A 25,013-nucleotide genomic window follows, 5' to 3' on the forward strand; every position below is an offset into this window, starting at 1 on the left:
TTTATATTGGGTTGGAGGATTTTACATGTACAAATACATATTAGCGATTATGACTTGTTTAATTTTAATAAAAGCAATAAGTTCTGATCCAGTTAAGGCTGCTGAAAATCCTGAACAAAAAGAGATGCAACAAAGAATCGAACAACACTTTCGAACGAAAGCTGAACATTTTGGATTGAAAACGGAAGGAAAAGATTTAAAGGAAGTTAGAAAAGAAATTACTATTATAGAAGAAGCGAAAAAAAGAGAGAATGTATGGAGAACAGCACAAGCTCTTCATATAAAAACAGAAGGAAAAACGATGAATGAATTAATAAAAGATGTACAAAAAAAGGTGAAAAAATAAAAAGAGGCCGCAGCCTCTTTTTTTATGCCCATTGTTTTGATAAGTGAGCCATTTCAATTGCAGCAACAGCTGATTCATATCCTTTATTACCAGCTTTCGTACCTGCGCGTTCAATCGCTTGTTCAATTGTTTCTGTCGTTAATACGCCGAAAATAACTGGGATGTCCATTTGTAGTGATAAAGACGCAACACCTTTTGCTACCTCATTACAAACGTAATCGTAGTGAGTTGTAGCACCTCGGATTACAGTACCTAATGTAATAACAGCATCATACTTTCCGCTACTAGCCATCTTTTTAGCGATTAAAGGAATTTCAAATGCACCAGGAACCCAAGCAACATCAATATCACTTTCTTCTACACCGTGACGCTTTAATCCGTCTAAAGCGCCGCCAAGTAACTTACTTGTAATAAATTCGTTAAAACGTCCAACAACAACTCCAACTTTTAATCCTGTACCAACTAAATGACCTTCGAATACCATAATAAATCTCTCCTTTAATTATAAGTTTAGTAAGTGTCCTAATTTATTTACTTTCGTTTGTAAATACGATTTATTCTCTTCTTTTGCCGGCATTTGCAACGGTACACGCTCGACTACTTCTAAATCGTAACCTTGTAAGCCAGCAATTTTTCTTGGGTTATTCGTTAATAATCGTAAGCTTTGTAAACCTAAATCTTTTAATATTTGAGCACCGATACCGTAATCACGAAGATCAGCAGGGAAGCCGAGTTTTTCATTTGCTTCTACAGTATCGAATCCTTCTTCTTGTAATTTATAAGCGCGAAGCTTATTAAGAAGCCCAATGCCTCTTCCTTCTTGTCTCATATAAAGAAGAACACCTTTTCCTTCACGCTCAATTTGAGCAAGTGCTGCATGGAGTTGTGGTCCGCAATCGCAGCGATGTGAACCGAATACATCTCCTGTTAAGCATTCAGAATGAACACGTACAAGTACCGGTTCACCTGTTGAAATATCACCTTTTACAAGTGCGATATGTTCTTTCGTATCTAATGAGTTAGAATAGCCAATTGCGTGGAAAGTACCGAAATCTGTAGGTAATGTAATTTCCACTTCTCTCGTCACAAGTGTTTCATGATCGCGGCGATAAGCAATTAAATCTTCTATTGTAATCATTTTTATATCAAATTGTTTTGCACATTCTATTAAATCAGGTACACGTGCCATCGTGCCGTCCTCATTTATAATTTCGCAAATAACTCCAGCTGGTTCGGCACAGCATAGCTTTGCTAAATCAACAGCAGCTTCTGTATGACCTGCACGACGCAGGACACCGCCTTCTTTCGCAATTAATGGAAAGATATGTCCAGGTCGATTGAAATCAGCGCCTTTTGATGCGGGGTTTAACAATTCTTGTATCGTAGTTGCACGTTCGTGAGCGCTAATCCCTGTTGTTGTAGAAACATGGTCAATGCTCACTGTAAACGCAGTATGATGTGAATCTGTATTATGAGATACCATTGGTTCTAATTGTAGACGTTCTGCGTACCCTGCTGTAATCGGTACACAAACGAGACCACGGCCATGTGTAATCATAAAATTAATTGTTTCTGGTGTAATGTACTCTGCTAAAGCAATAAAATCGCCTTCATTTTCTCGGTTTTCATCATCACATACGATAACGACTTTACCTTGTTTTAAATCTTCTAGAGCTTCTTCAATACGATGAAACATTGTGCTTCCCCCTTATAGAAATCCGTTTTCTTGTAAAAAGCTTTCAGTCATTGAACCTACTCGTTTTGTAGGTTTAGTAATAAAGCGTTCGATATATTTACCAATCATGTCACACTCAATGTTTACGATATCTCCGGCATTTTTTTCCCCAATGACAGATTCGCTTACTGTGTGCGGGATGAGTGAAATCGTTATGGAAGATTCGTCTATAGCAAATATCGTTAAACTCGTTCCATCAACAGCAATGGACCCTTTCTGCAAACAATAGCGCAGCAGTTCATCAGAAATTGCTATTTTGTAATAGACGGCATTGTAATGTTGTTTTTTATTTAAAATCGTTCCGGTGCCATCAATATGTCCTGAAACGAAATGTCCACCGAATCGTCCGTTTGCAGCCATTGCTCGCTCTAAATTTACTTTAGAGTGCGGTTTAAGCATGCGAAGTGATGTCGACTGCATCGTTTCAGGCATTGCATCAACTGTAAATGAAGTAGTTGTAAAGCTCGTTACAGTTAAGCAAATACCGTTAACCGCGATACTATCACCTAAGTGAACATCTGATAAAATTTTCTTTGCATGAATCGTTAATTTCATCGCTTCTCCGCTTTGTTGCATGTTTGCTATCGTTCCTAATTCTTCTACAATTCCTGTAAACATTTCGTCACCTCGTTTCGGGCATTCGCAACGATTTTTATATCATCACCAATTTGTTTCATCTCTTGAATTTTCAAGGAAAGCGCATCTTGTAATTTTGAAAAACCATTTCCTCCAAATAAAGTAGGAGCATCTTTCCCACCAATTAATTTCGGGCTTATATAGGTTACAATTTCATTAAAATTGTTTGTTTTTAAGAAACTTGCATGAATCGATTGGCCACCTTCAACGAATAGAGAAAGAATTTGTTTCTCTCCAAGAAAGGAAAGAAGGTCCTCGATTTCTATATGCTTCGTTTCCATTTGGAATATAGCTATATTTTTAGATTCATAAGAAGATATTTTCTCTTTCTTTACATCCTTACCGACAATAATCCATGTCGGTGCTAAACCATCTGTTATAACATGAGAAGATGGTGGCGTTCGTAAATGGGTATCTAAAACAACGCGAATAGGATGTTTCCCACCATTTGGAATTCTTGTTGTTAAATGAGGATTATCAGCTATAACTGTATTCACTCCAACAAGAATTGCATCATGTGTATGGCGATATTGGTGAACATCAGCACGTGCTTCTTCACCTGTAATCCACTTACTTTCACCAGTTACAGTTGCTGTTTTTCCATCTAAGCTCATCGCTGTTTTGATTGTTACAAAAGGGCGTTTCGTTTTCATGTAGTGAAAAAAGTAGCGATTTAATAAAACTGCTTCTGCTTCAAGAACACCAGTAGTTACTTCAATTCTAGCTTCCTCTAATCTTCTTTTTCCGTTACCAGAAACGAGCGGATTACAATCGAGAGTAGCAATTACAACACGCTTAACTCCTTTTTCGATGAGCAATTCACAGCAAGGTGGTGTTTTTCCAAAGTGGCTACACGGTTCCAGTGTTACATAAACGGTAGCGTCTTTGGCGTTCTGACCAGCCATTTGAAGGGCATGAACTTCTGCGTGTTCTTCACCAGCTCGTAAATGAGCGCCCATACCAACGATGTTTCCATCTTTTACAACAACAGCACCAACCATAGGATTTGGACTTGTTTGTCCTGATGTTCCTTCTGCTAACTGCAGGGCAATCCTCATATATTCTTGATCTGTCATTTTCTTCACCTCTCCAAAAAAAATCAAAAAACCCCAAGGATTTAATATCCTTGGGGTTTGGGAGACGTGATTTCTAGAAATATAGTTTGAATACGAAAGCATAGGAAAGAAACCTAACGATAATTGATATTTCTGCATAAGGAAAAAACCTAGCAAAATATCGAATTTTTAAACGCTAGTTGTCTCTTTTTATTTCAGTATAAAAAATAAGTATAGAAAATTAAACATATATAAAGAATCAAAATGAATCTTTAAAAATATGCATACTGAAATAAAAGTGTATTCACTATATAAAAAACTAGAAACATATCCTTCTCCCATCCAGACTATACTGTCGGCCCTAGAGTTTCACTAGATCCACCGTTTTCGAGTTGAAAACGGGTCACGGACTTAGAAGTTTTCACTTCATCACCGCCGGTTGGGAATTTCACCCGACCCCGAAGGATGCTGTTTGCTCAAATTATAGCACAAAAAAAATAAAAGGCTAGTAAAAAATATTCGAATGTGAAGAATTGTGTGAAAATATATGCAGGCTGGAATGGAAATAAAAGTATTAGAAATGTTGTAAAGAGAAGGGATATAACGGAGTTGCTAAAAAGAAAAAACATGCACAAAAAAATGTGCATGTCACATGTAAAATTATTCTGCCTCTGGTGCTCTAACAACGGACTCGAATTTACCTTTATGCGAAGCGTCGCAATAAGGCATATTTTTTGATAAACCACAACGGCATAAAGAAAATGCCGGTTTTGCTGGGAATGCATTCCCTTGTGAGTCGACTAATTCCACGTCCCCTGTAACGCGAAAAGAGCCATTATCATTTACTTTAATTTGTACTTTTGCCAACGTTATCCCTCCTTCCCAAACGCTTAATTTCATCATATAATCAAGGGAAGTGCTTGGCAATATAAAGTGAAACTTTAATTAGTGGGGGAGGCATCCCCCACTAATTATTAGTTGAACCAATCGGGCTTTTAGGGGCAGTTAATCTCCTACCTAACTTCTTTGTTTCAGCCGAATTTTGAGGTGGGAGTTTTACTGCCCGCAAATAGCGGAGAAAAAAGAGCACTTTGTTTGAGAAAGAAGAGAGTGTTATAATAGTTTTCATAACTGACTAGAGTAAGGTGACGAGAGATGGATAAACAATTACATACATTACGAAACATTGCAAATGAGCGCACGTGGGCATCATTTTTGAATGATAATCATCCATATAGTTTGTTACATTGGTCCATTGCAGGTGTAGGGCAAGAGGCAAAGGATGTTTGGTTACTTCAAGATGAAGTAACATTTCAAACGACAGAATTCCCAACGTTAGATGATGCAATGCAATGGATTTCTGAAAATATGGAACAAGTTACAGACGTTTTAGCGCAATAAAAAACAGGCTTATGCAAGCCTGTTTTTTGTTTCTTTCACATATGTGTTTAAAAATTGATCGACGGCTGCTTCGTACTCTTCTTTATTTTCGTTATAAGAGCAAGCGTGTGCACCGTGTTCTGCAATATAAAGCTGCTTATTATTTTCTTTCGCTTCATATAACGCTTTTGTCATATCAGCTAAAATATAGTCGTCATCTTTACTATGAATAAAGAGAACGGGATTGTTAATGTTTTTTATACAGTCGATTGGTGAAACTTCACGAATTGTATAACCGTCACGAACTTTCAAAAATGCGTTTGCTAAAGGTAATAAAGGCCATTTTGGTAAATGGAATTCAACCTTTAAACGGTGCTGTAATTGTCCGTGAAAATCAGAGAAAGGACAATCTGCAATATAGAAATCAGCACCATCTTCTACAAGTCCTGCGTATTGAAGAAGTGTTGCAGCTCCCATAGATTCACCATGAATACCAAGTGTAATATTGGTGCCAAAACGGTTTTTTAGCCAGTCAACTACGGATTTTAAATCATGTTTTTCATAGTATCCATAGCTTGTTGTTTTTCCGCCAGTTTTACCATGACGACGATGATCGTAAATGAGGACGTTATATCCCCTTTTTAAGAATAAGTTTGCATATTTTACAGAGTTTATTTTATTTACAGTTACACCGTGGCAAAAAACCATAAACTTATTGGTGGAATGACCAGCAGGAATGTAATATCCGTGAAGGTCGTATCCGAATTGTGAAGGGATATGAATTTCTTCTTTATGAAGAGCATCAAAATCCTCTATACGAAAATGTTTTTTCGTTTCTCTTTCGAGTACTTCTTCCTCTGTTTTTTTCTTTAAGTACATCACTTTATTTGTAAAGAAAATCCCAAGGGCAGTTATTGCACCTAGTATAGTAAACAATGCTGCAAAAAAACGTTTCATACTTTACCTCATCCTCCAAATACCGTTACATGTGATACACTTATATTGTATCACAATGATATAAAAGGGGAGAAATAGGAAATGCTGCATATACAAAAAATTACGCCAGCGATGAAAGAAACAATCCGAATGTTCATGTGTGGGAATTGGGGAAGTTCATTGATGGTTTCACGTGGTAAGGGACATCAGTTAGAAGAGTTGCCAGGATTTGTTGCGCTCTCAGATGACAGAATAATCGGAATTATAACGTATGAAGTGACCGGAAATATGTGCGAAATTGTATCGCTAGATAGCTTTGAAGAAAGAAAAGGAATAGGGACGAAACTTGTGGATTGTGTATTACAAGTTGCAGAAGAAGAACGGTGCAGACAGGTTTGGCTTATTACAACAAATGATAATATGAATGCGTTACGATTTTACCAAAAACGTAATTTTGTAATGACTAATTTATATGTGAATGCGGTAGAGGAGGCACGAAAAATTAAGAAAGAAATTCCACGTATGGGATATGATAATATCCCAATTTTACATGAAATTCAGTTGGAATATCGTTTGGTGAAATAATGTAACAATTTTCAGAAATATGAGTTATTAATCTTGACGGATAGTGTAATTTAGGTTACCGTGAAATTGTAATCTATTACCATATTAAGGGGTGACGATGTGGCAACTATACGTGATGTTGCAAAATTGGCAGGTGTTTCAGTCGCAACCGTTTCACGAGTTATGAATGAAAAAGGATACGTTCATGAGGACACAGTAAAACAAGTAAAGGAAGCAATTAAAGAATTACGTTATAGGCCAAACAGTGCAACGAAGCCACTATTTAAAGAGAATTCAACGATAATTGCATTACTTGTAGATAATTTATGTAACCAATCAAACATCACTTTGCTACATTGTATTGAGGAAATAGCATATAAAGAAGGCTATCAAATCATTATTTGTAATATAGAGAATAAAGATAGATACATACATATGCTGAAGCAAAATAACATTGCAGGTGTTATTTTGACAAGAGCAGTTTTTAAAAGTATAGGAGAAATTCCATTTCCGTTTGTTGTGATTGATAAGCAACAATCACATGGAAATTATTATGAAAGTGGACAGAGTGCTGTTTCTTTATTAAAAGAGAAAGGGTGTCACTTTCTTGCATATTTCGGTGAGGGAGAAGAAAGTGAAGAAATGGAAGATCATATAGCAGGGTTTTTAGACGCTGTTTGGGATGAAGGAATCTCTTATCGAGAAGAATGTGTACAAGGATATACAAATAAACAATTTATTACATTATTGCAAAACAATCCGTATATAGATGGAATTGTAACCTCAAGTGATCAGATTGCTATTGATTTAATTCGGTCAGCGAGATTTCTAAATATACATATACCAGATAAATTAAAAATTGTTGGACCGAATGGGAGCATAGAGTGTGAATGGAGAGGTTCATCACTACCGACAATAGAAAGCTATGTCAGAGATAATGGAAAAGTAGCTTTTCAACAATTAAAAGGAAAAATAAAAAAGTAAAAGGTGCGTTTTATACGCACCTTTTTATAATGTAATTGCGGCAATAAAGCCAAATATAAGTAACGGTATATTGTAATGTAGAAAAGTGGGTACACATGTATCCCATATATGATGGTGCTGACCATCAGCATTTAAACCGGATGTTGGTCCAAGGGTACTATCCGATGCTGGAGATCCTGCGTCACCTAGCGCTCCGGCTGTACCGATAATTGCAATTGTGGCCATTGGACTAAATCCAAGCTGAATGCAAAGAGGTACAAAAATGGTTGTTAAGATAGGGATGGTTGAAAAGGATGAACCAATTCCCATCGTAACGAGAAGTCCAATAACGAGCATAAGAAATGCAGCGAGTGGTTTGTTATTTCCGATTAGATGTGCACTCGTTTGCACTAGAGATTCAACATGTCCTGTTTTTCGAAGAACAGCGCCGAATCCGGCGGCAGCAATCATAACAAAGCCAATAAAGGACATCATACGCATTCCGCTTGTTAATATCGCATCTGCTTCTTTAAGTGGTAGACTGCCACTAACTGATAAGACGATAATACCTGCTAAAGCACCGAAAATCATTGATTCTGTTGTTAATTGAACAGTTAATGTAGCAATGATAGATAATAACCCGAAAGTAATGCTACGTTTTGTATAGGGAACGATTTCATTTTCGGTAGTATGAATTTGTTCTGTTTCATACGTACGAGGTTTTCGGTACGTAATGAATACCGCTACACATAATCCAATAATCATACCGATTGCTGGAATAGTCATTGCTTTTGGAATAAGTGTGACATCAAATGTAAGGCCGCTTTGCGCAGCGTTGGTTTGTAATACGTCATGATAAATTTTTCCGAATCCTGCAGGGATCCACATATAAGGAGTAATCAATCCAAATGTAATAATACATGTGACAAGTCTGCGATCCACTTTCAGCTCATTTAATACTTTTAAAAGTGCTGGAATTAAGATGGGGATGAAAGCAATGTGAACAGGAATCAAATTTTGTGAGAAACAAGCCATCGTTAAAATAATGAATAAAATAAGTATTTTAGAATAAACTTGTTTTTGCGTGTCTTGTTCATTGCCAATCCATTTTAATGCAGTTTGAATCATAGCATCTGGAAGTCCTGTTTTGGAAAGGGAAATAGCGAAACCACCAAGCATTGCATAACTTAAAGCGATTGGAGCACTATTTCCAAGACCAGTTGTAAAAGTGTTAATCGTTTCTGAAATACCGAGTCCGCCGATAATTCCGCCTGTTAAAGCTCCAACAATGATGGCGACAATGACCTGGACACGTAACAAACTAAGCAATAGCATAATTGCTACTGCGACGAGTACAGCGTTCATAATAAATGTAATCTCCCTAAATTTTTATTCTGTTAAGACAAGTAAATATGAAATGTTTTGCTATGTTTATACATACTTGCGACATATTATTATAAAATGTTTTCTATGAAATGTAAAAGAGCCTTTTGTTACTAATGCTGAAAAGCTAGCTCTTGTTTAATTGATTGCAAAGAATTAGCGAATAATTCTGGTTCTTCTAAATCAGGAGAATGTGCTGAATTTGGGAACCAAATCATCTTTTTTATAGGCGCTTCAATAATATCGCAATATTCTTGAACGAGTGCATAAGGAGTTTGATAATCATAGCGACCAGAACAAAAATAAACTGGAATAGATAAACTTGAGATAGAAGAAAAGAAATCGATTGTCAGCATTTCTTCCCATAAAACGCCAGATTTTAAATTTCCTGCGAGAAATTTGAACCAATCTAATAGCGTATACTCAGGAGAAAAGAAACCTTTTCGTATGAAAGAAAAGGAAGATCCGTTTTGGATTGCTCCTCCAAATGTGCCAAGCCACTTTCTTTGAATAATGAGACGTCTCGTATCTAAAAATGGTGGTTTGCCTAATTTTAAAAGGGAAGCTAATGCCTTTTTATGATCATGTTTTTTTGCAGAATGAATTAAATGTTGATATAGCAATTCTTCATTTTGTTTCATATGTACAATTTGCCCAATACCGATGTAAGCCTCGATATACTTTGGATATTGATGTGCTATGTTAAGCCCAATAATACTTCCCCAAGAATGACCAGCGAGAAATAGTTTTTGTTTGTTGAACCTTTTAAGTACATATTGAATCACTTCTTTTGCATCGGAAACGAATTGTTCGATTGTGAAATTTGCTCCGAAATCTTTCAGTGAAAAGGATTTACCAGCCCCGCGCTGATCCCAATTAATAACAATAAATTGCTTCTCTAATTCTTTTTGAAAATGGCGAATAAATCCGATTTGTGCCATCCCAGGTCCGCCGTGACAGCATAATAAAATAGGTTGCTCTACGTTTTGTCCACGCATAAGGAGAGTTTGTTTTCGATTATTAATCATAACGCTTTCTATCGTAGCGATACTGTTAGGAATGAGTTGTTTGTTTTCATTATAGAACTGAGGGGTGTAGCTACGAAAAAGCATATTGAAAACCTCCTTTTGTGAAATCGTATGAATCGCACAGGCTATTCATTTTGCATATACTGTTAGAAAATCATTGTAACATACCATACTAGTGTCATTTCAACACGGGAGGAGGGAAATTGTGACGATTGGAGAAATTATAGATGGTTTAAATAGACGTGAACCCATCGCTATTATAGCAAAACGTCTTGAAATAAGCCCGTATACATTATCGAAGAAATTAAGATTGATTGGATACGAATATGATGGAGAGCAGAAGAAACGTATTTTTGTAGGAGATGGAGAAGAACCACGTCACTTACAACTCCAAGAAGCGACCGCCCTTCAATATGAGAAAACAGATTATCAATTGTTAATTTATGAGCAATTACAAAGCATTTATGAATTATTAAGAAAAAGAGAAGAAGTAATTGTACCAATTATGAGTAAAAGTACAGAGAAGAAGAGACGAACCTTTTCTATTAATACAGAAATATTATCACAATTGGACCTTATATCGGAATCGAAAGGAATTCAAAAATCTAAACTTGTAGAAGAGGCGTTGCACCAATTTTTACAGCAATATGAAGTTGACAAAACATCACATTTTGATAACTAAAGAAAAGGATACTATGTTCATTGGAAGAACGAGTATCCTTTTTATGATGTATATTACGTATAAAATAGAGGATCAGTATAAATCCTTTATGGCGTGAAAAATGAAATTTATTATTAGAGAAACACTTAATTTACTTTTTGAATTCTTCCATCAATAACTGGCTGAATTGGTTCTTTTAATTGTTTTACGTAATCGACTAACGCTTCAAAGTCGTTTGGACCAGTTTCTGCATTTTTACCATTTTTAAATGATACGAATCCGTCACCGCCAGAAGCTAAGAAGGCATTTGCAACTACGCTATACACTTTAGATGGAGATAATTCTTCTCCGTTTGTTAAACGTATATTTGTAACTTTTTCACCGTTTGGTTTATTTGCATCCCACGTATATTGAATACCTGAAATTTGAAGCATTCTTGTTGTTCCTTTTTGCCATTGCTGATTTAAAATATCGCGAATGTCTTGACCTGTTAAATCTACTTTAATTAATTGATTTCCAAAAGGTTGAATGCCGTATAACTCACCCCACGTAATATCACCAGCATCTAAGTCATTACGAATGCCACCAGGATTCATGAGGGCGATTTGAGTTTGCATCGTTTGACGCTGAGCATCGGCAACTAAATTTCCAAGAGTGGACTCACCAGCATCATTTTGTTTACGGTCGATAGGTGCTGTAGATTTTCCGACCACTTCATTTACAAGTGGTGCGATTTTTTCTTTATATTGATCTAGTTTTTTCTTTACTTGTTTATCAGGTTCTACACCTTCATGATACGTTGTAACAACTTCAGCTTTTTTCTTTACAATATCCTTTGTTTTACGATCAATTGTTACATCCACGTCTGAGAAAGCCGTTCCGTATGAATTTGCTTGGACAATTAGTTTATTATTTACTGTACCATTTACATACGTATGACTATGTCCACCGAAAATAACATCAACTTCTGGGTCTGTTTCATTTGCAATTCGAGTAAGATCGCCATTTGTTACTCCAGACTCATCGGTTGTTCCACCGACATGAGCAAGAACGACGATAGATTTAACGCCGAGGCGTTTTAATTGTTGTGTTGATTTATTAATTGCTTCTACTTCATCAGTAATTTGTACATTTTTAAGCATCGTAGGCATAACGACATTTGGTGTATCAGTTGTAACAACCCCAATGAATCCTACAGGAACACCATCTACCATTTTTACAGTAAACGGTGGTAAAAATAAGCGGCCAGTTGATTTGTTGTAGAAGTTAGCAGCTACATAGGGGAAGTTAGCTCCTTTGAAATTCCCTGTTTTTTCATGATATCCACCGTAAATGAGGCGTTGCATTTCATCAATACCTTCATCAAATTCATGGTTTCCGATTGTACCAACATCAAATTTTAAGTCATTTAAAAATTCAATTGTCGGTTCATCTTGTAATAATGCTGAAACTGGTGGACTAGCTCCGACGATATCACCAGCATGTACGAGAAGTGTATTAGGGTTTTGTTTTTTACGTTCTTTTAAATAAGTAGCTAAGTAATCAGCGCCACCAGCTTCTTTATTATTGATTTTTTTAACAGTATCTAGTTGTCCATGGAAATCATTAATACCAAGCATTTGTACGTCTATGTAGCGGTTTTGTTCAGCTGGATTCTGAGATGGGGGAGCGGCAAATACGCTTGAAAAAGTAATGGTGCTTAAAACAGCAACGGCAGGAATAATTTTTTTCCACATAATATAATTCTCCTTTTTTTATAATCTGACATCATACGACATAATTTTAATAGATTCATAGGATTATAGCTACACAAAAATTTAGTCTTTTCGAAAAATTAACATATTTACAAAAGGTGAATAATAGAGTAAAGACCCTTTTTTATTGTCGATTTCATCGTGTATCTACTATAATGGAGAAAAAAGTAAAAGGTGAGTAGCATGAAGAAAAAGAAACAAAGACAAATACAAAGACAAAGACAATCACAAGTGAATCAACCAAAGAAAGAAACACTTACATTAGGCGATCAATTAAATGATTCACTCATGCAACAATTAAAGAGTAAGAAGAAAGAGTTGCAAGTGAGAGAAGAGGAAAAAGAGGCAGCTGAACTGGAAAGAAAGCGCCAAGAACAAAAAGAACGTGAAAAGAATAAATCATTTGAAGAACTGCTAAGTGAAAGTAACCTCACTTGGAAAGACTTTAAATAATAAAAAAATGATCAGTGAAATACCACTGATCATTTTTTGACAAGCTTGTAAGAAAAGGGGAGTTAGAATGAGAAAAATTGTCGTTGTTCCACATGAAAACCATTGGAGTGAAAAATTTCAAATGGAGGCTGAAAGATTAAAGTCAGCGATGCCAGAAACGGTAAAAATTCATCATATTGGAAGTACGTCAGTGCCTGGACTAGCAGCTAAACCTATTATTGATATGATCATGGAAGTAGAAAATATCGAAAGAGTAGATGGGTGGAATGAACGATTTATAGAGCTTGGTTACATCGTAAAAGGGGAAAATGGTATTTCAAGACGCCGATATTTTATTCATGGAACTGAAGAAAAACGTTCGTATCATTTACACGTGTTTGAAAAAGGAAATCCAGAGATTGTAAGGCATTTAGCGTTTCGTGATTATATGATGGCTCATTGTGAAGAAGCAGAGGCATATGCAACCTTAAAGAGAGAATTAGCCGAAAAGTATACATATGATGGCACGTTATATACGGAAGGGAAAAATGAGTTTGTGCGCAATGTGGATGAAAAAGCGAAAGAATGGAGAGAAAATAACGTGAATGAATGAGTTCACGTTATTTTTTAGCTATATAAAAGTGTTATGTAAACTGTACTTATGTTTTGACTTTTGGGATGAATCTTGTTGAAATAAAGTTGTGGCTTATAAAAATGTAACAATGAAAGGGAGACGACTGTGCATATTCCAACAACTACACTTCATAATGGCGTGAAAATGCCGATGATTGGTCTAGGCGTATATAAAGCGAAAGAAGGAGACGAAGTAAAACAAGCAGTAAAAACAGCGTTAGAAGTTGGATACCGTTCGATTGATACAGCAACTGTATATGAAAATGAAAGCGGTGTCGGAGAGGCGATACGTGAATCAGGAATTCCAAGAGAAGATATATTTATTACAACAAAAGTATGGAACGACGATCAAGGATATGAGGAGACACTCGAGGCATTTGAAAAGAGTTTGAAAAAATTACAAATGGACTATGTAGATTTATATTTAATACATTGGCCGGTAAGAGGGAAGTATGTTGATACGTACCGAGCTTTGGAAAAATTGTATGAAGAAGGTAAAGTGCGCGCGATTGGTGTTTCTAATTTTCATAAACATCATTTAGAACTATTATTACCAAATTGCAAAGTGAAGCCGATGGTAAACCAAGTGGAACTTCATCCGATGTTGACGCAATTTGAGTTGCGCAATTATTGTCAAGATGAGCAAATTCAAATGGAAGCATGGAGTCCGTTAATGAGGGGCGGAGAAGTATTCCAGCATCCAATCATTCAGGCTATTGCTAACAAATATGAAAAAACACCTGCACAAGTTATATTAAGGTGGGATATTCAAAGCGGGATTGTTACAATTCCTAAATCTGTTACACCATCTCGTATTAAAGAAAACTTTACTATTTTTGATTTTGCACTAACTGAAGAAGAGATACGTCAAATTAACACGTTGAATCGTGATTTACATGTAGGAACGAATCCTGATAAATATGATACGTTATAAAAAAGACTGTCTCCTAATACTGGAGACAGTCTTCTGTTTTATCGATAATTCGATATTTTTAACGATGCAAAGCATATGTGTCATATTTAACAATCTTTTGAAGTTGTATATATTCTTCTTTCGTTAAAGGTAACTGTTGACTAGCTCGTATATTTTCCTGTAATTGTTGAAGAGAGCTTGCACCAGGTATAACAGCTGCAACAGTCTTATTATGTAAGCAATATTGAATAGCTGTTCCTGTTAAAGAGCATTCTCCAATCGTTTCTTTTACACTCGCTAGAGTTGTATGTAATTCATCGTAAGAATAAGAGAGATAATCCTTTTCCTTTACTCTTTCTATTTTTCTTGCATTGTTGTCAGTTAAAATTCCTTTTGCAAGTGGCCCGCGGGCAATGACGCTAATTTGGTGTTCATTCAGAAGGGGGAACCATTCTTCTGGACGACGATTTAAAAGGCTATATTCCATTAGTACACTAACGATGTTTGAGCGTTTTGCATACTTACGAACGACATTTGGGCGTATAGAAGAAATACCGTAATGGCGAATAATACCTTCCTTTTTCAATTCTTCAAAAGCTTCAATTGTTTCATCTATTGGATCTTCAATCGTTCCGCCATGAAGTTGGTAAAGGTCAATATAATCAGTTTGAAGTCTACGTAAACTTTCCTTTACTTCAGTCTTTATGTAAGCTTTAGAAGGATCCCAAGACCAGCCATTTTTTTCTTCTGTCCAACGATTTCCAACCTTCGTTGTAAGTACAATTTGGTCTCTTCTTCCCTTCAAGGCTTTTCCAACAAATTCTTCATTTAATCCGTAATCATATAAATCTGCTGTATCAAAAAAATTAATTCCTAAATCGATCGCTTCATCGATAATATGCATAGCTTCTGTTTCAGATGTACCGAGAGACATACAGCCAAGGCCCATTTCTGTAACAAACAAATCTGAGTTTCCTAATTGACGTTTTTTCATAGGTCAACCTCCTTACCTTTATTGTACGAGAGGGAAAAGAGGTTGACAAACGTTTACTTTTCGTTGCGCATTAACTGCCCGTAAAAGCATGATTAATGTTTCACTTTATTTGCTGTAATCCACTCTTGTACAGTTGTATACTCTTTGCTATATTGCTTTAGCTTATGGCGAATTTGCCATGCTTTTCCGACTAAAGTGACGCGATTTGGTAAAATATAAACCTTCATTTCTATCACGCTCCTTTCAATGTGGTAAAATGTATGAGGAAAGAATAGGAAATAGAACAGGGAGATGAAGTAGTATGAGTAATCTTGCAGAGAGAACAGTAAAAACTGAGCCGATTTTTGATGGTAGAGTTATAAAAGTTCGTGTTGATGATGTAGTATTACCAAATGGAGCAATGAGTAAACGTGAAATTGTAAATCACCCTGGTGCAGTTGCTATTATTGCTATTACTGATGAGGGGAAAATTGTGCTTGTTGAGCAGTATCGTAAAGCACTTGAAAAGGCGATTATAGAAATTCCGGCTGGTAAGTTAGAACCTGGTGAAAAATCTGAGGTAACAGCAGTTCGTGAATTAGAAGAGGAAACAGGATATGTATGTGAAAATATGGAGCTCATTACTTCTTTCTATACATCTCCAGGATTCGCAGATGAAATTTTATATGTATATAAAGCGACAGGTTTGACAAAAAAAGAAAATAAAGCTGAGTTAGATGAAGATGAGTTTGTGGAATTAATGGAAGTATCGTTAGAAGAAGCGATTACTCTTATGAAAGATCTTCGTATTCATGATGCGAAGACGATGTTTGCAGTACAATATTTACAACTACAAAAATAAACACTCGCCAAAGGCGAGTGTTTTTTAATTGATTTTTGCATATACACGTGCATCACGTAAGCTACCATCTGGTGCTAGGAAATCATTTTCCATTGTACCTTCTAGAATGAATTCTAGACGTTCTGCTAAGCTACATGCATTTATATTTGTTGCATCAGTACGAATTTCAATTCTTCTAGCGCCTAGTTTATCAAAGGCGAACTGAATTGCACCTTTAACAGCTTCGGTCATATAGCCTTGTTTTGTATAGGCACTATGTAGCCAGAAGTGAAGTGAAAACTTTGGAATATCCCAGTTTTCAGGCTTTAGTGTAATTGCTCCGATGAATGTACCAGATACTTTATCGTATAAGTGAAAATCAAGTGTTTCACGAAGTAAAAACTGTCCGTGAGCTTCGCGAACAATTTCTTCAGCACTCTCTTCTGTTTCAGCGTTAATTGGTATCCACGGTACTAAGTCTTCTAGAGAAGCTTGGATTGCTTCATATACTTCTGCACCATCACCTGGAAATGGTTTACGAACTTGCAAGCGTTCAGTTTGAAATAATGTTGGAAAATCTAATAATAATGGTTTCAAGAGAAATCCCTCCTATTCTCTACTTTTTAGTTTAGCAAAGTAGAGCGGAATTTCAATGTTAATTCGTCATACTTTTTTCTTTCTTTCATACATTTTTAATAAGAGTGTGAACGGAGGGAAGAAAAATGTGGCGAAAAAATTGGCAAGACCGTGTAATGTCTCACATACAGGAAAACTCTTCATTATATATATTTAACGCCGTTTTATTATTGATGGGAGTAATATTCGGAGCTATTCTGGTGAATAGTTTACAAATCAATCAAAAACAAGATTTATCATTTTATTTACAACGTTTTTTTGGACAAGTCTCTAAAGGAGAATTTGCCATTGCGGGCGAAATGTTTCGAGAAAGTTACTTTTCGCAATTAAAATACATCGGATTTATTTGGATTTTAGGGATTTCAATTATTGGATTACCACTTATTTTTATTTTATTATTTGTAAAAGGAGTTGTCGTTGGATTTACAGTTGGTTTTTTAGTAAGTCAGCATGGATGGAATGGATTATTATTAGCATTTGTATCTGTTTTGCCACAAAATTTAATTATCATTCCAGTCTTTCTCGTTATGACAACTATTGCTGCAAGTTTTTCTTTACGGATGATTAGGCATCAATTTATTAGAAAAATAACCGAGCCACTATTACCATTATTAATACGTTATACATGCTTCTTTCTCGTAATTGGAGTGGTGTTAGCACTTGCTTCTAGTGTGGAGGCTTACGCATCACCAGTTTTAATGAAAGAAGTCGTTGAGGCTATTAATAAAAAATAAATACTTTTTGAGAATAATTATCAATTTGTTTTTATTGTTTTTTTCTTTTGACAGAAGCCCTTCTTCTGATATAATGGTGTAAGAGTGGCGAGGAGGGAGTAGTACCGAATGGAAGAAAGAATTGAACGAATTAAGAAGCAATTACATGCAGCGAGCTACAAATTAACACCGCAACGTGAAGCAACAGTTCGTGTGCTGCTAGAAAATGAAGAAGATCATTTAAGCGCAGAAGATGTTTACCTCCTTGTAAAAGAAAAGTCGCCAGAGATCGGATTAGCAACCGTCTATCGAACTTTAGAACTATTATCTGAGTTAAAAGTTGTCGATAAGATTAACTTCGGAGACGGTGTTTCACGCTATGACTTACGCCAAGAAGGTGCGCAGCGTTTCCACCATCATTTGATTTGTACACAATGTGGTGCTGTACAAGAAATACAAGAAGATTTACTTGGTGAAGTGGAAAGGAAAGTAGAACGAGACTGGAGCTTTAAGGTGAAAGATCATCGTTTAACATTCCATGGGATTTGTAAAAATTGTCAAGAAAATGAAACGGATGAAAAATAACCTTTTCCTATTTATCTAGGAAGAGGTTTTTTATTTGAATAAGGTATAAATTGGTGAAAGCTTGGCATATGTTGTAATAACTTATATTTTGGAGGAATTTACAATGCGCCGAGCTTTAAAATTAACTTTTGATGGAATAAAAGTATTTTTATTATTTACAAGTTGTACGATTTTGTTTTATTTCGCTATACTATGGATAAATGAAGAATATGAAAGCTATCATCGTTATGAAAAACCTAAAGAAGAGACTGTAGAAAAAGTATCAGGGAATGAAGAACCGGCAAAGGATGCTTTCGTAAATAGAATGATGTTTTTCTATGAAAATGGGGAGTAGTGTAGAGTGGAAGATCAATTAAAAGATTTTATTCATTATATGGTTGTCGAAAAAGGATTAGCAAAGAATACAGTAGTATCTTATGAACGGGATTTAAAAAGCTACGTAAAGTATTTGCAAAATGTGGAACAGACGAAAACTTTTCATGAAGTGACCCGTTTACACATTGTTAATTTTTTGCAGTATTTAAAAGAGAACGGAAAATCTTCGAAAACATTGGCGCGTCATATCGCATCAATTCGTTCGTTCCACCAATTTTTACTTCGTGAACGAGCGGTAGAACACGACCCATCCGTACATATTGAAACGCCACAAGGGGAACGGAAATTACCAAAAGTATTATCAGTTGATGAAGTAGAGGCGTTACTTCAAACACCAAAAATGACAAGTGCTTTTGGGATTCGTGATAAGGCGATGCTAGAGTTACTGTATGCGACAGGACTTCGTGTTTCAGAATTGATTGCACTCAATTTAGAAGATGTACATTTAACGATGGGATTTGTTCGTTGCATAGGGAAAGGGAATAAAGAAAGAATTATTCCACTAGGAAGTTTAGCAACGGAAGCGATTCAAAAGTATATTGAAAAAGGAAGAAGAGAATTAATGGGGAAAAAAGTAGTAGATGCACTCTTTTTAAACCATCATGGTAATCGTTTATCAAGACAAGGATTTTGGAAAATATTAAAACGATTAGCGAAAGAAGCAAATATTGAAAAAGAGCTTACACCTCATACGTTGCGTCACTCGTTTGCTACGCACTTATTAGAAAATGGAGCAGATTTACGTGCTGTACAAGAAATGCTTGGACATGCAGATATTTCAACGACTCAAATCTATACGCACGTTTCAAAAACTAGATTAAAAGATGTATATAAACAGTTTCATCCGAGAGCATAGTTACTATGCTCTTTTTTCATAGATTAAGAGGGGAAGACCGCTTCACAGAAACTTCACAAACATTTCGTATATTGTTTTCAGCAGAAGACTGGAATATTACAATGTATTTCCTCTATACTAAATAAAGTATAAAGGAGGAAATGATGATGAAAAAACTGATTATAACTTTATTTATCGCGATGCTAGCGTTGGCTGGCTGTAATACAAACAAAGAAGAACCGAAAAAAGAACAGAAACTTGAAGCTGTAAAAGTAGCAGTACAAACAAATCCGAAAGAAATTAAACCAGGTGAAAAAACAGAAGTACAAGCACTTGTTACACAAGGGAAAGAAAAAGTAACGGATGCCGATGATGTAAAGTTTGAAATTTGGAAAGATGGCGACGAAAAACACGAGATGTTAGATGGTAAGCATAAAGGAAAAGGTGTTTATGCAGTAGAGAAAACATTCGAAACGGATGGAGTATACCATATTATCGCTCACACAAATGCACGTGAAATGCACGTTATGCCAGAAGTAAAAGTTGCTGTAGGAAATGCGAAAGTAGAAGATGCAAAAAAAGAAAATAGTGATCACAGTGCAGGACATGGAGATCATAAAAGTGACACAATGATCCATCTTATGGCTGGAGACATAAAGGCAAATGCTGAATCTACAATGAAAGTTCATTTAAAGCAAAAAGAAGAAGCATTAACTGGTGCTGAAGTACAACTAGAGATTTGGAAAGATGGTGTTGAAAAACACGAATTTATTCCAGCGAAAGAAGGAAATAAAGGAGAGTATGAAACGAAACATACTTTCAAAGAGAACGGTGCTTACAAAGTGAAAGTACATGTAAGAAAAGGCGAATTGCATGAACATAAAGAAGAAACAATAGAAGTAAAATAAAAAGTAGCTCTTTAGAGCTACTTTTTATTTTTAATATGAAGAAATAAATCATAAAAAAATTAGCACTTCGTTGCAGAATGGATTACAATAGAAGTGTGAAGAAAATGAGAAATTCTACGAAAATGTATTAAAAAGAAAGCGTAAACATGTTATGATATCAGTATCAGATGTCTGACATCTGACTTAGAAAAAACTAGAAATGTTTTTGAATCGTTTCAAGTAAACGAAATAGGTTAGAAAATGATTTAAAGAAGTACTGTTTGACAATGAGAATTCTTTTGGATAACAGTTTCACTTTATAGCGTTTTGAACATACTACAAGAAGTAGAACTGAACTTATAGGAGGTCGCAGTTATGAATAAATATAAACGTATATTCCTAGTCGTAATGGACTCTGTGGGAATCGGTGAAGCACCAGATGCTGAGCAATTTGGTGATTTAGGATCTGACACAATTGGTCACATTGCTGAACATATGAATGGGTTACAAATGCCTAACATGGTGAAATTAGGTCTTGGTAACATTCGAGAAATGAAAGGTATCTCTAAAGTAGAGAAACCACTTGGATATTACACAAAAATGCAAGAGAAATCTACTGGTAAAGATACAATGACAGGTCACTGGGAAATCATGGGCCTTTACATTGATACACCATTCCAAGTGTTCCCGGAAGGATTCCCGAAAGAATTACTTGATGAATTAGAAGAAAAAACAGGCCGTAAAATTATCGGTAATAAGCCAGCTTCAGGAACTGAGATTCTTGATGAACTTGGTCAAGAGCAAATGGAAACAGGCTCTTTAATCGTTTATACTTCTGCTGATAGCGTATTGCAAATTGCAGCACACGAAGAAGTAGTGCCACTTGATGAGTTATATAAAATCTGTAAAATTGCACGTGAATTAACATTAGATGAGAAATACATGGTAGGTCGTGTTATTGCTCGTCCATTCGTTGGTGAACCTGGAAACTTTACACGTACACCAAACCGTCATGACTATGCACTAAAACCATTCGGCCGTACAGTAATGAATGAATTAAAAGATAGTGACTACGATGTAATTGCTATCGGTAAAATCTCTGATATTTATGATGGCGAAGGGGTAACGGAATCACTTCGTACGAAGTCTAACATGGATGGAATGGATAAGCTTGTAGATACATTAAATATGGACTTTACAGGTCTTAGCTTCTTAAACTTAGTTGACTTTGATGCATTATTCGGCCACCGCCGTGATCCACAAGGATACGGAGAAGCTCTGCAAGAATATGATGCACGTCTTCCAGAAGTATTCGCAAAACTAAAAGAAGATGATTTATTATTAATTACAGCAGACCACGGTAATGATCCAATTCACCCTGGTACTGACCATACACGTGAATATGTACCATTATTAGCATATAGCCCAAGCATGAAAGAAGGCGGACAAGAGTTACCACTTCGTCAAACATTTGCTGATATTGGTGCAACAGTAGCAGAAAACTTCGGTGTGAAAATGCCAGAATACGGAACAAGCTTCTTAAACGAGCTAAAGAAATAGGGGGATAAACAAATGAATCGTGAACTTATTACAAAATCAGCTTCATACTTAAAAGAGAAATTTCAAGAGACACCACAAGTAGGACTAATCCTTGGATCAGGACTAGGTGTATTAGCAGACGAAATTGAGAACGCAGTAACAGTACCTTACAGTGAAATCCCTGAGTTCCCAGTATCAACTGTAGAAGGCCATGCAGGTCAACTAGTATTCGGTACACTTCAAGGTGTAACAGTAGTAGCAATGCAAGGACGTTTCCACTTCTATGAAGGATACGACATGCAAAAAGTAACATTCCCAGTTCGTGTTATGAAAGAACTAGGTGTAGAAACAGTTGTTGTAACAAACGCAGCTGGTGGTGTAAATACATCATTTGAGCCAGGCGATCTTATGTTAATTTCAGACCACATTAACTTCATGGGTACGAATCCATTAATCGGACCGAATGATTCTGAAATGGGCGTACGTTTCCCTGATATGTCTACATCATATACACTAGAACTTCGCGAAATGGCGAAACAAGTTGCAGCAGACTTAAATATTAAAGTACAAGAAGGTGTATACGTGGGAATGACAGGTCCTGTATATGAAACACCTGCTGAAATTCGTATGCTTCGTACACTTGGCGGAGATGCAGTTGGTATGTCAACAGTACCTGAAGTAATTGTAGCGCGTCATGCTGGTATGAAAGTATTAGGTATTTCTTGTATTTCAAATATGGCAGCTGGTATTTTAGATCAACCACTTCATCACGATGAAGTAATTGAAACGACAGAACGTGTTAAAGCGAACTTCTTAGCATTAGTAAAAGCAATCGTAAAACAAATGAAGGGGTGACTTCACAATGAGAATGGTGGACCTAATTGCAAAAAAACGTGACGGACATGCATTAACGACAGAAGAAATTAACTTTATTGTTGAAGGATATACGAATGGTGATATTCCTGATTATCAAGTAAGTTCACTTGCAATGGCAATTTTCTTCCAAGATATGAACGATCAAGAGCGTGCTGATTTAACGATGGCAATGGTAAATAGCGGTGATACAATCGACTTATCGGCTATTGAAGGTGTAAAAGTAGATAAGCATTCAACAGGTGGTGTTGGTGATACAACGACACTTGTATTAGGTCCATTAGTAGCTGCTTTAGATGTACCAGTAGCGAAAATGTCTGGACGCGGTTTAGGACATACTGGTGGTACAATTGATAAATTAGAAGCAGTTCCAGGATTCCATGTGGAAATTGAAAACGATGAATTCATGCGTCTTGTAAATGAAAACAAAATCGCTGTTATCGGCCAAAGTGGTAACTTAACACCTGCTGATAAAAAGCTATATGCACTTCGTGATGTAACAGCAACAGTAAACTCAATTCCGCTTATTGCAAGTTCGATTATGAGTAAAAAAATTGCTGCTGGTGCAGATGCAATTGTTCTTGATGTAAAAACTGGAGCAGGTGCATTTATGAAAACGGATGAAGATGCAAAACGTTTAGCAGAAGCAATGGTACGTATCGGTAATAACGTTGGTCGTAATACGATGGCAGTTATTTCTGATATGAGTCAACCACTCGGTGAAGCTATCGGTAACGCATTAGAAGTTCAAGAAGCAATTGATACATTACAAGGTAAAGGGCCGAAAGATTTAGAAGAGCTATGTTTAACACTTGGAAGTCAAATGGTGTACCTTGCTGGACAAGCTTCATCTTTAGAAGATGCACGTGAAAAGCTAATTGAAGTAATGAACAACGGAAAAGCGCTAGAATCATTTAAAACGTTCTTATCAGCGCAAGGCGGCGACGCATCTGTTGTTGATGATCCTTCTAAATTGCCACAAGCACAATTTAAAATTGAAGTGGAAGCGAAAGAAGACGGATATGTATCAGAAATCGTTGCAGACGAAATCGGAACAGCAGCAATGCTTTTAGGAGCAGGACGTGCAACGAAAGAGTCTGAAATTGATTTAGCAGTTGGTCTAATGCTGCGCAAAAAAGTAGGCGATAGCGTGAAGCAAGGTGAATCTCTCGTTACAATTTACGCAAACCGCGAAAATGTTGAAGATGTAAAAGCGAAAATTTATGAGAACATGAAGATCTCTAAAGAACACGTAGATGCACCAACTTTAGTACACGGTATCGTAACGAAGTAATAAAAAAAGCTGAGGAGGTTTCTCCTTGGCTTTTTTTACTATTTTTTGTTTATAATAATAATGGGTGAAATTATGATTAGAATTTGTGCAGTAACAAAAACAGATGAAGTATTATATGATGTTTCTCTAGAAGAAACAAAGAAAGACCATATTGTATGGTATTGGCTAGATTTATATAAGCCAACGAAAGAAGAGTATATATATATTCTGCAAGACCATTTTAAGTTCCATCCCCTTGCAATTGAAGACTGTATAGAATATGTACAGAGGCCAAAAGTTGATTTTTATGATGGATATAACTTTTTAGTTCTTCATGCATTTGGGGAAGATGGACTAGAACCGCACGAAATCGATTTATTTATTAGTGATCGTTATATTGTTTCTTTCCACTTTTCTCATAACAATGCAATCGAAAGAGTATGGAAAACACTTGGAGAAAAGAAGCGTATTAAAAATAGTCCTTTACACGTAGCTCATACAATTATTGACCAAATTGTAGATGACTATTTTGCGCCTGTATATTACATTGAGGATCATTTAAATGCAATTGATGATAATTTAACCGGGGAGACAGCAGGAAGTGTATTAGAAGAGGTATTTGATATACGTGCAGATTTATCAAAGCTAAGGCGTACAATCATTCCGATGCGTGATTTATTATATCGTATTTTAAATTCGACTCGTTTTTATGGTATAAGCGATCATGAAATTTACTTTAAAGATATACATGATCATTTGCTTAAACTAACAGAAATGATTGAAGCAAGTCGAGAGTTAACAGCAGATATTCGGGATAGTTATTTTTCATTAAACTCACATCATATGAATAACATTATGAAAACATTAACTGTATTCTCGACTATTTTCATGCCATTAACATTTATTGCGGGAGTATATGGAATGAACTTTACGCATATGCCAGAGCTTGGTGGACAATATAGTTATTTTATTTGTCTACTTATCATGGCACTAATTGGCGGCGGAATGATGGCCTGGTTTTATAAAAAAGGATGGTTTAAGTAAAAAAAACACCGAGGATTTCC

30 protein-coding genes and 1 riboswitch are annotated in these 25,013 nt (G+C 36.0%); of the genes, 18 read left to right on the forward strand and 12 right to left on the reverse strand.

What is annotated here, in order from left to right; translation table 11 throughout:
* Positions 1 to 25 precede the first annotated feature (25 nt).
* A complete protein-coding gene (locus QO049_RS09460; protein ID WP_000280032.1) occupies positions 26 to 346 on the forward strand; it encodes a hypothetical protein in 321 nt (106 codons plus the stop codon).
* A 22-nt stretch (positions 347 to 368) separates the two neighbouring features.
* Here QO049_RS09460 and ribH read toward each other — a convergent pair whose 3' ends face one another.
* The 5 genes from ribH to QO049_RS09485 form a co-directional block, all read right to left on the reverse strand.
* A complete protein-coding gene (ribH, locus tag QO049_RS09465) occupies positions 369 to 830 on the reverse strand; it encodes a 6,7-dimethyl-8-ribityllumazine synthase (RefSeq protein WP_000230899.1) in 462 nt (153 codons plus the stop codon).
* A gap of 18 nt (positions 831 to 848) precedes the next feature.
* The gene (gene ribBA / locus QO049_RS09470; RefSeq protein ID WP_246961140.1) at positions 849 to 2,042 is read right to left on the reverse strand and encodes a bifunctional 3,4-dihydroxy-2-butanone 4-phosphate synthase/GTP cyclohydrolase II; all 1,194 of its coding nucleotides are present in this window, start codon (positions 2,040 to 2,042) and stop codon (positions 849 to 851) included.
* Positions 2,043 to 2,054: 12 nt separating this feature from the next.
* Complete coding sequence (gene ribE / locus QO049_RS09475; protein WP_016111642.1) at positions 2,055 to 2,699, reverse strand: riboflavin synthase subunit alpha; 645 nt, start codon at positions 2,697 to 2,699, stop codon at positions 2,055 to 2,057.
* On the reverse strand, positions 2,681 to 3,793 hold the full coding sequence (ribD, locus tag QO049_RS09480; RefSeq protein WP_000131988.1) for a bifunctional diaminohydroxyphosphoribosylaminopyrimidine deaminase/5-amino-6-(5-phosphoribosylamino)uracil reductase RibD: 1,113 nt from the start codon (positions 3,791 to 3,793) through the stop codon (positions 2,681 to 2,683). Before ribD ends, ribE begins: the two co-directional genes overlap by 19 nt.
* 305 nt (positions 3,794 to 4,098) lie before the next feature.
* A riboswitch (FMN riboswitch) is annotated at positions 4,099 to 4,242 on the reverse strand.
* 190 nt (positions 4,243 to 4,432) lie between these two features.
* Positions 4,433 to 4,639, reverse strand: coding sequence for a CDGSH iron-sulfur domain-containing protein (locus QO049_RS09485; protein WP_001151579.1), 207 nt, complete (start codon positions 4,637 to 4,639; stop codon positions 4,433 to 4,435).
* 288 nt (positions 4,640 to 4,927) lie between these two features.
* Between QO049_RS09485 and QO049_RS09490 the strand changes: the two genes are divergently transcribed.
* Complete coding sequence (locus QO049_RS09490; RefSeq protein WP_000360793.1) at positions 4,928 to 5,173, forward strand: DUF2552 family protein; 246 nt, start codon at positions 4,928 to 4,930, stop codon at positions 5,171 to 5,173.
* A gap of 9 nt (positions 5,174 to 5,182) precedes the next feature.
* Here QO049_RS09490 and QO049_RS09495 read toward each other — a convergent pair whose 3' ends face one another.
* Complete coding sequence (locus tag QO049_RS09495) at positions 5,183 to 6,109, reverse strand: alpha/beta hydrolase (RefSeq protein WP_000819234.1); 927 nt, start codon at positions 6,107 to 6,109, stop codon at positions 5,183 to 5,185.
* An 81-nt stretch (positions 6,110 to 6,190) separates the two neighbouring features.
* Between QO049_RS09495 and QO049_RS09500 the strand changes: the two genes are divergently transcribed.
* Positions 6,191 to 6,673, forward strand: a complete 483-nt coding sequence (locus QO049_RS09500) for a GNAT family N-acetyltransferase (RefSeq protein WP_098283370.1) — start codon at positions 6,191 to 6,193, stop codon at positions 6,671 to 6,673.
* A gap of 99 nt (positions 6,674 to 6,772) precedes the next feature.
* Positions 6,773 to 7,636 (forward strand): LacI family DNA-binding transcriptional regulator, encoded by an 864-nt coding sequence (locus QO049_RS09505; RefSeq protein ID WP_246961137.1) that lies wholly within the window; start codon positions 6,773 to 6,775, stop codon positions 7,634 to 7,636.
* Positions 7,637 to 7,660: 24 nt separating this feature from the next.
* On the opposite strand, the gene QO049_RS09510 is transcribed toward QO049_RS09505, so the two are convergent.
* Together QO049_RS09510 and QO049_RS09515 are read right to left on the reverse strand one after the other, a co-directional pair.
* The gene (locus tag QO049_RS09510; RefSeq protein ID WP_284489260.1) at positions 7,661 to 8,980 is read right to left on the reverse strand and encodes a Na+/H+ antiporter family protein; all 1,320 of its coding nucleotides are present in this window, start codon (positions 8,978 to 8,980) and stop codon (positions 7,661 to 7,663) included.
* 131 nt (positions 8,981 to 9,111) lie between these two features.
* The gene (locus QO049_RS09515; protein ID WP_000898966.1) at positions 9,112 to 10,110 is read right to left on the reverse strand and encodes an alpha/beta fold hydrolase; all 999 of its coding nucleotides are present in this window, start codon (positions 10,108 to 10,110) and stop codon (positions 9,112 to 9,114) included.
* 121 nt (positions 10,111 to 10,231) lie between these two features.
* On the opposite strand from QO049_RS09515, the gene QO049_RS09520 reads away from it, so the two are divergent.
* Positions 10,232 to 10,708, forward strand: coding sequence for a ribbon-helix-helix domain-containing protein (locus QO049_RS09520; protein ID WP_000151926.1), 477 nt, complete (start codon positions 10,232 to 10,234; stop codon positions 10,706 to 10,708).
* Between the two features lie 125 nt (positions 10,709 to 10,833).
* Here QO049_RS09520 and QO049_RS09525 read toward each other — a convergent pair whose 3' ends face one another.
* Complete coding sequence (locus tag QO049_RS09525) at positions 10,834 to 12,423, reverse strand: bifunctional metallophosphatase/5'-nucleotidase (protein WP_246961131.1); 1,590 nt, start codon at positions 12,421 to 12,423, stop codon at positions 10,834 to 10,836.
* Positions 12,424 to 12,624: 201 nt separating this feature from the next.
* On the opposite strand from QO049_RS09525, the gene QO049_RS09530 reads away from it, so the two are divergent.
* The 3 genes from QO049_RS09530 (at position 12,625) to QO049_RS09540 (ending at position 14,440) form a co-directional block, all read left to right on the forward strand.
* The gene (locus tag QO049_RS09530) at positions 12,625 to 12,894 is read left to right on the forward strand and encodes a YqkE family protein (protein WP_016118586.1); all 270 of its coding nucleotides are present in this window, start codon (positions 12,625 to 12,627) and stop codon (positions 12,892 to 12,894) included.
* A gap of 67 nt (positions 12,895 to 12,961) precedes the next feature.
* Complete coding sequence (locus tag QO049_RS09535; protein WP_246961115.1) at positions 12,962 to 13,486, forward strand: GrpB family protein; 525 nt, start codon at positions 12,962 to 12,964, stop codon at positions 13,484 to 13,486.
* 126 nt (positions 13,487 to 13,612) lie between these two features.
* Positions 13,613 to 14,440 (forward strand): aldo/keto reductase, encoded by an 828-nt coding sequence (locus QO049_RS09540; RefSeq protein WP_000547992.1) that lies wholly within the window; start codon positions 13,613 to 13,615, stop codon positions 14,438 to 14,440.
* 58 nt (positions 14,441 to 14,498) lie between these two features.
* Here the strand turns inward: QO049_RS09540 and QO049_RS09545 are convergent, their stop codons facing one another.
* Positions 14,499 to 15,413 (reverse strand): aldo/keto reductase, encoded by a 915-nt coding sequence (locus QO049_RS09545; RefSeq protein WP_246961112.1) that lies wholly within the window; start codon positions 15,411 to 15,413, stop codon positions 14,499 to 14,501.
* A gap of 92 nt (positions 15,414 to 15,505) precedes the next feature.
* Positions 15,506 to 15,640 (reverse strand): Z-ring formation inhibitor MciZ, encoded by a 135-nt coding sequence (gene mciZ / locus QO049_RS09550; protein WP_000870302.1) that lies wholly within the window; start codon positions 15,638 to 15,640, stop codon positions 15,506 to 15,508.
* A 74-nt stretch (positions 15,641 to 15,714) separates the two neighbouring features.
* Between mciZ and QO049_RS09555 the strand changes: the two genes are divergently transcribed.
* A complete protein-coding gene (locus tag QO049_RS09555) occupies positions 15,715 to 16,254 on the forward strand; it encodes an NUDIX domain-containing protein (protein WP_098963109.1) in 540 nt (179 codons plus the stop codon).
* 24 nt (positions 16,255 to 16,278) lie between these two features.
* Here the strand turns inward: QO049_RS09555 and QO049_RS09560 are convergent, their stop codons facing one another.
* Positions 16,279 to 16,830, reverse strand: coding sequence for a GNAT family N-acetyltransferase (locus QO049_RS09560; RefSeq protein WP_000803479.1), 552 nt, complete (start codon positions 16,828 to 16,830; stop codon positions 16,279 to 16,281).
* A gap of 155 nt (positions 16,831 to 16,985) precedes the next feature.
* Here QO049_RS09560 and spoIIM point away from each other — a divergent pair, with 155 nt between their 5' ends.
* The 9 genes from spoIIM (at position 16,986) to corA (ending at position 24,993) form a co-directional block, all read left to right on the forward strand.
* Positions 16,986 to 17,603 carry a stage II sporulation protein M gene (spoIIM, locus tag QO049_RS09565; protein WP_013142149.1) on the forward strand — a complete coding sequence of 206 codons (618 nt, stop codon included), beginning with the start codon at positions 16,986 to 16,988 and terminating at the stop codon, positions 17,601 to 17,603.
* Between the two features lie 108 nt (positions 17,604 to 17,711).
* Positions 17,712 to 18,167 carry a ferric iron uptake transcriptional regulator gene (gene fur / locus QO049_RS09570; protein ID WP_000392657.1) on the forward strand — a complete coding sequence of 152 codons (456 nt, stop codon included), beginning with the start codon at positions 17,712 to 17,714 and terminating at the stop codon, positions 18,165 to 18,167.
* Positions 18,168 to 18,270: 103 nt separating this feature from the next.
* Positions 18,271 to 18,501, forward strand: coding sequence for a YqzK family protein (locus QO049_RS09575; protein ID WP_001250432.1), 231 nt, complete (start codon positions 18,271 to 18,273; stop codon positions 18,499 to 18,501).
* Between the two features lie 6 nt (positions 18,502 to 18,507).
* Positions 18,508 to 19,398: a site-specific tyrosine recombinase XerD gene (gene xerD / locus QO049_RS09580; protein WP_000390088.1), complete on the forward strand. Its 891-nt coding sequence runs from the start codon at positions 18,508 to 18,510 to the stop codon at positions 19,396 to 19,398.
* Between the two features lie 146 nt (positions 19,399 to 19,544).
* Positions 19,545 to 20,285: a FixH family protein gene (locus tag QO049_RS09585; protein ID WP_000733456.1), complete on the forward strand. Its 741-nt coding sequence runs from the start codon at positions 19,545 to 19,547 to the stop codon at positions 20,283 to 20,285.
* Between the two features lie 354 nt (positions 20,286 to 20,639).
* Positions 20,640 to 21,824 (forward strand): phosphopentomutase, encoded by a 1,185-nt coding sequence (deoB, locus tag QO049_RS09590; protein WP_001046079.1) that lies wholly within the window; start codon positions 20,640 to 20,642, stop codon positions 21,822 to 21,824.
* A 12-nt stretch (positions 21,825 to 21,836) separates the two neighbouring features.
* A complete protein-coding gene (locus QO049_RS09595) occupies positions 21,837 to 22,658 on the forward strand; it encodes a purine-nucleoside phosphorylase (RefSeq protein ID WP_246961110.1) in 822 nt (273 codons plus the stop codon).
* Positions 22,659 to 22,665: 7 nt separating this feature from the next.
* The gene (locus tag QO049_RS09600; RefSeq protein ID WP_001243069.1) at positions 22,666 to 23,970 is read left to right on the forward strand and encodes a pyrimidine-nucleoside phosphorylase; all 1,305 of its coding nucleotides are present in this window, start codon (positions 22,666 to 22,668) and stop codon (positions 23,968 to 23,970) included.
* A gap of 60 nt (positions 23,971 to 24,030) precedes the next feature.
* Positions 24,031 to 24,993 carry a magnesium/cobalt transporter CorA gene (corA, locus tag QO049_RS09605; RefSeq protein WP_246961107.1) on the forward strand — a complete coding sequence of 321 codons (963 nt, stop codon included), beginning with the start codon at positions 24,031 to 24,033 and terminating at the stop codon, positions 24,991 to 24,993.
* Positions 24,994 to 25,013: the final 20 nt, after the last annotated feature.

Origin of the sequence: Bacillus sp. RB3, assembly GCF_030164735.1 — a bacterium.
In the GTDB taxonomy this organism is placed as follows: Bacteria; Bacillota; Bacilli; order Bacillales; family Bacillaceae_G; genus Bacillus_A; species Bacillus_A cereus.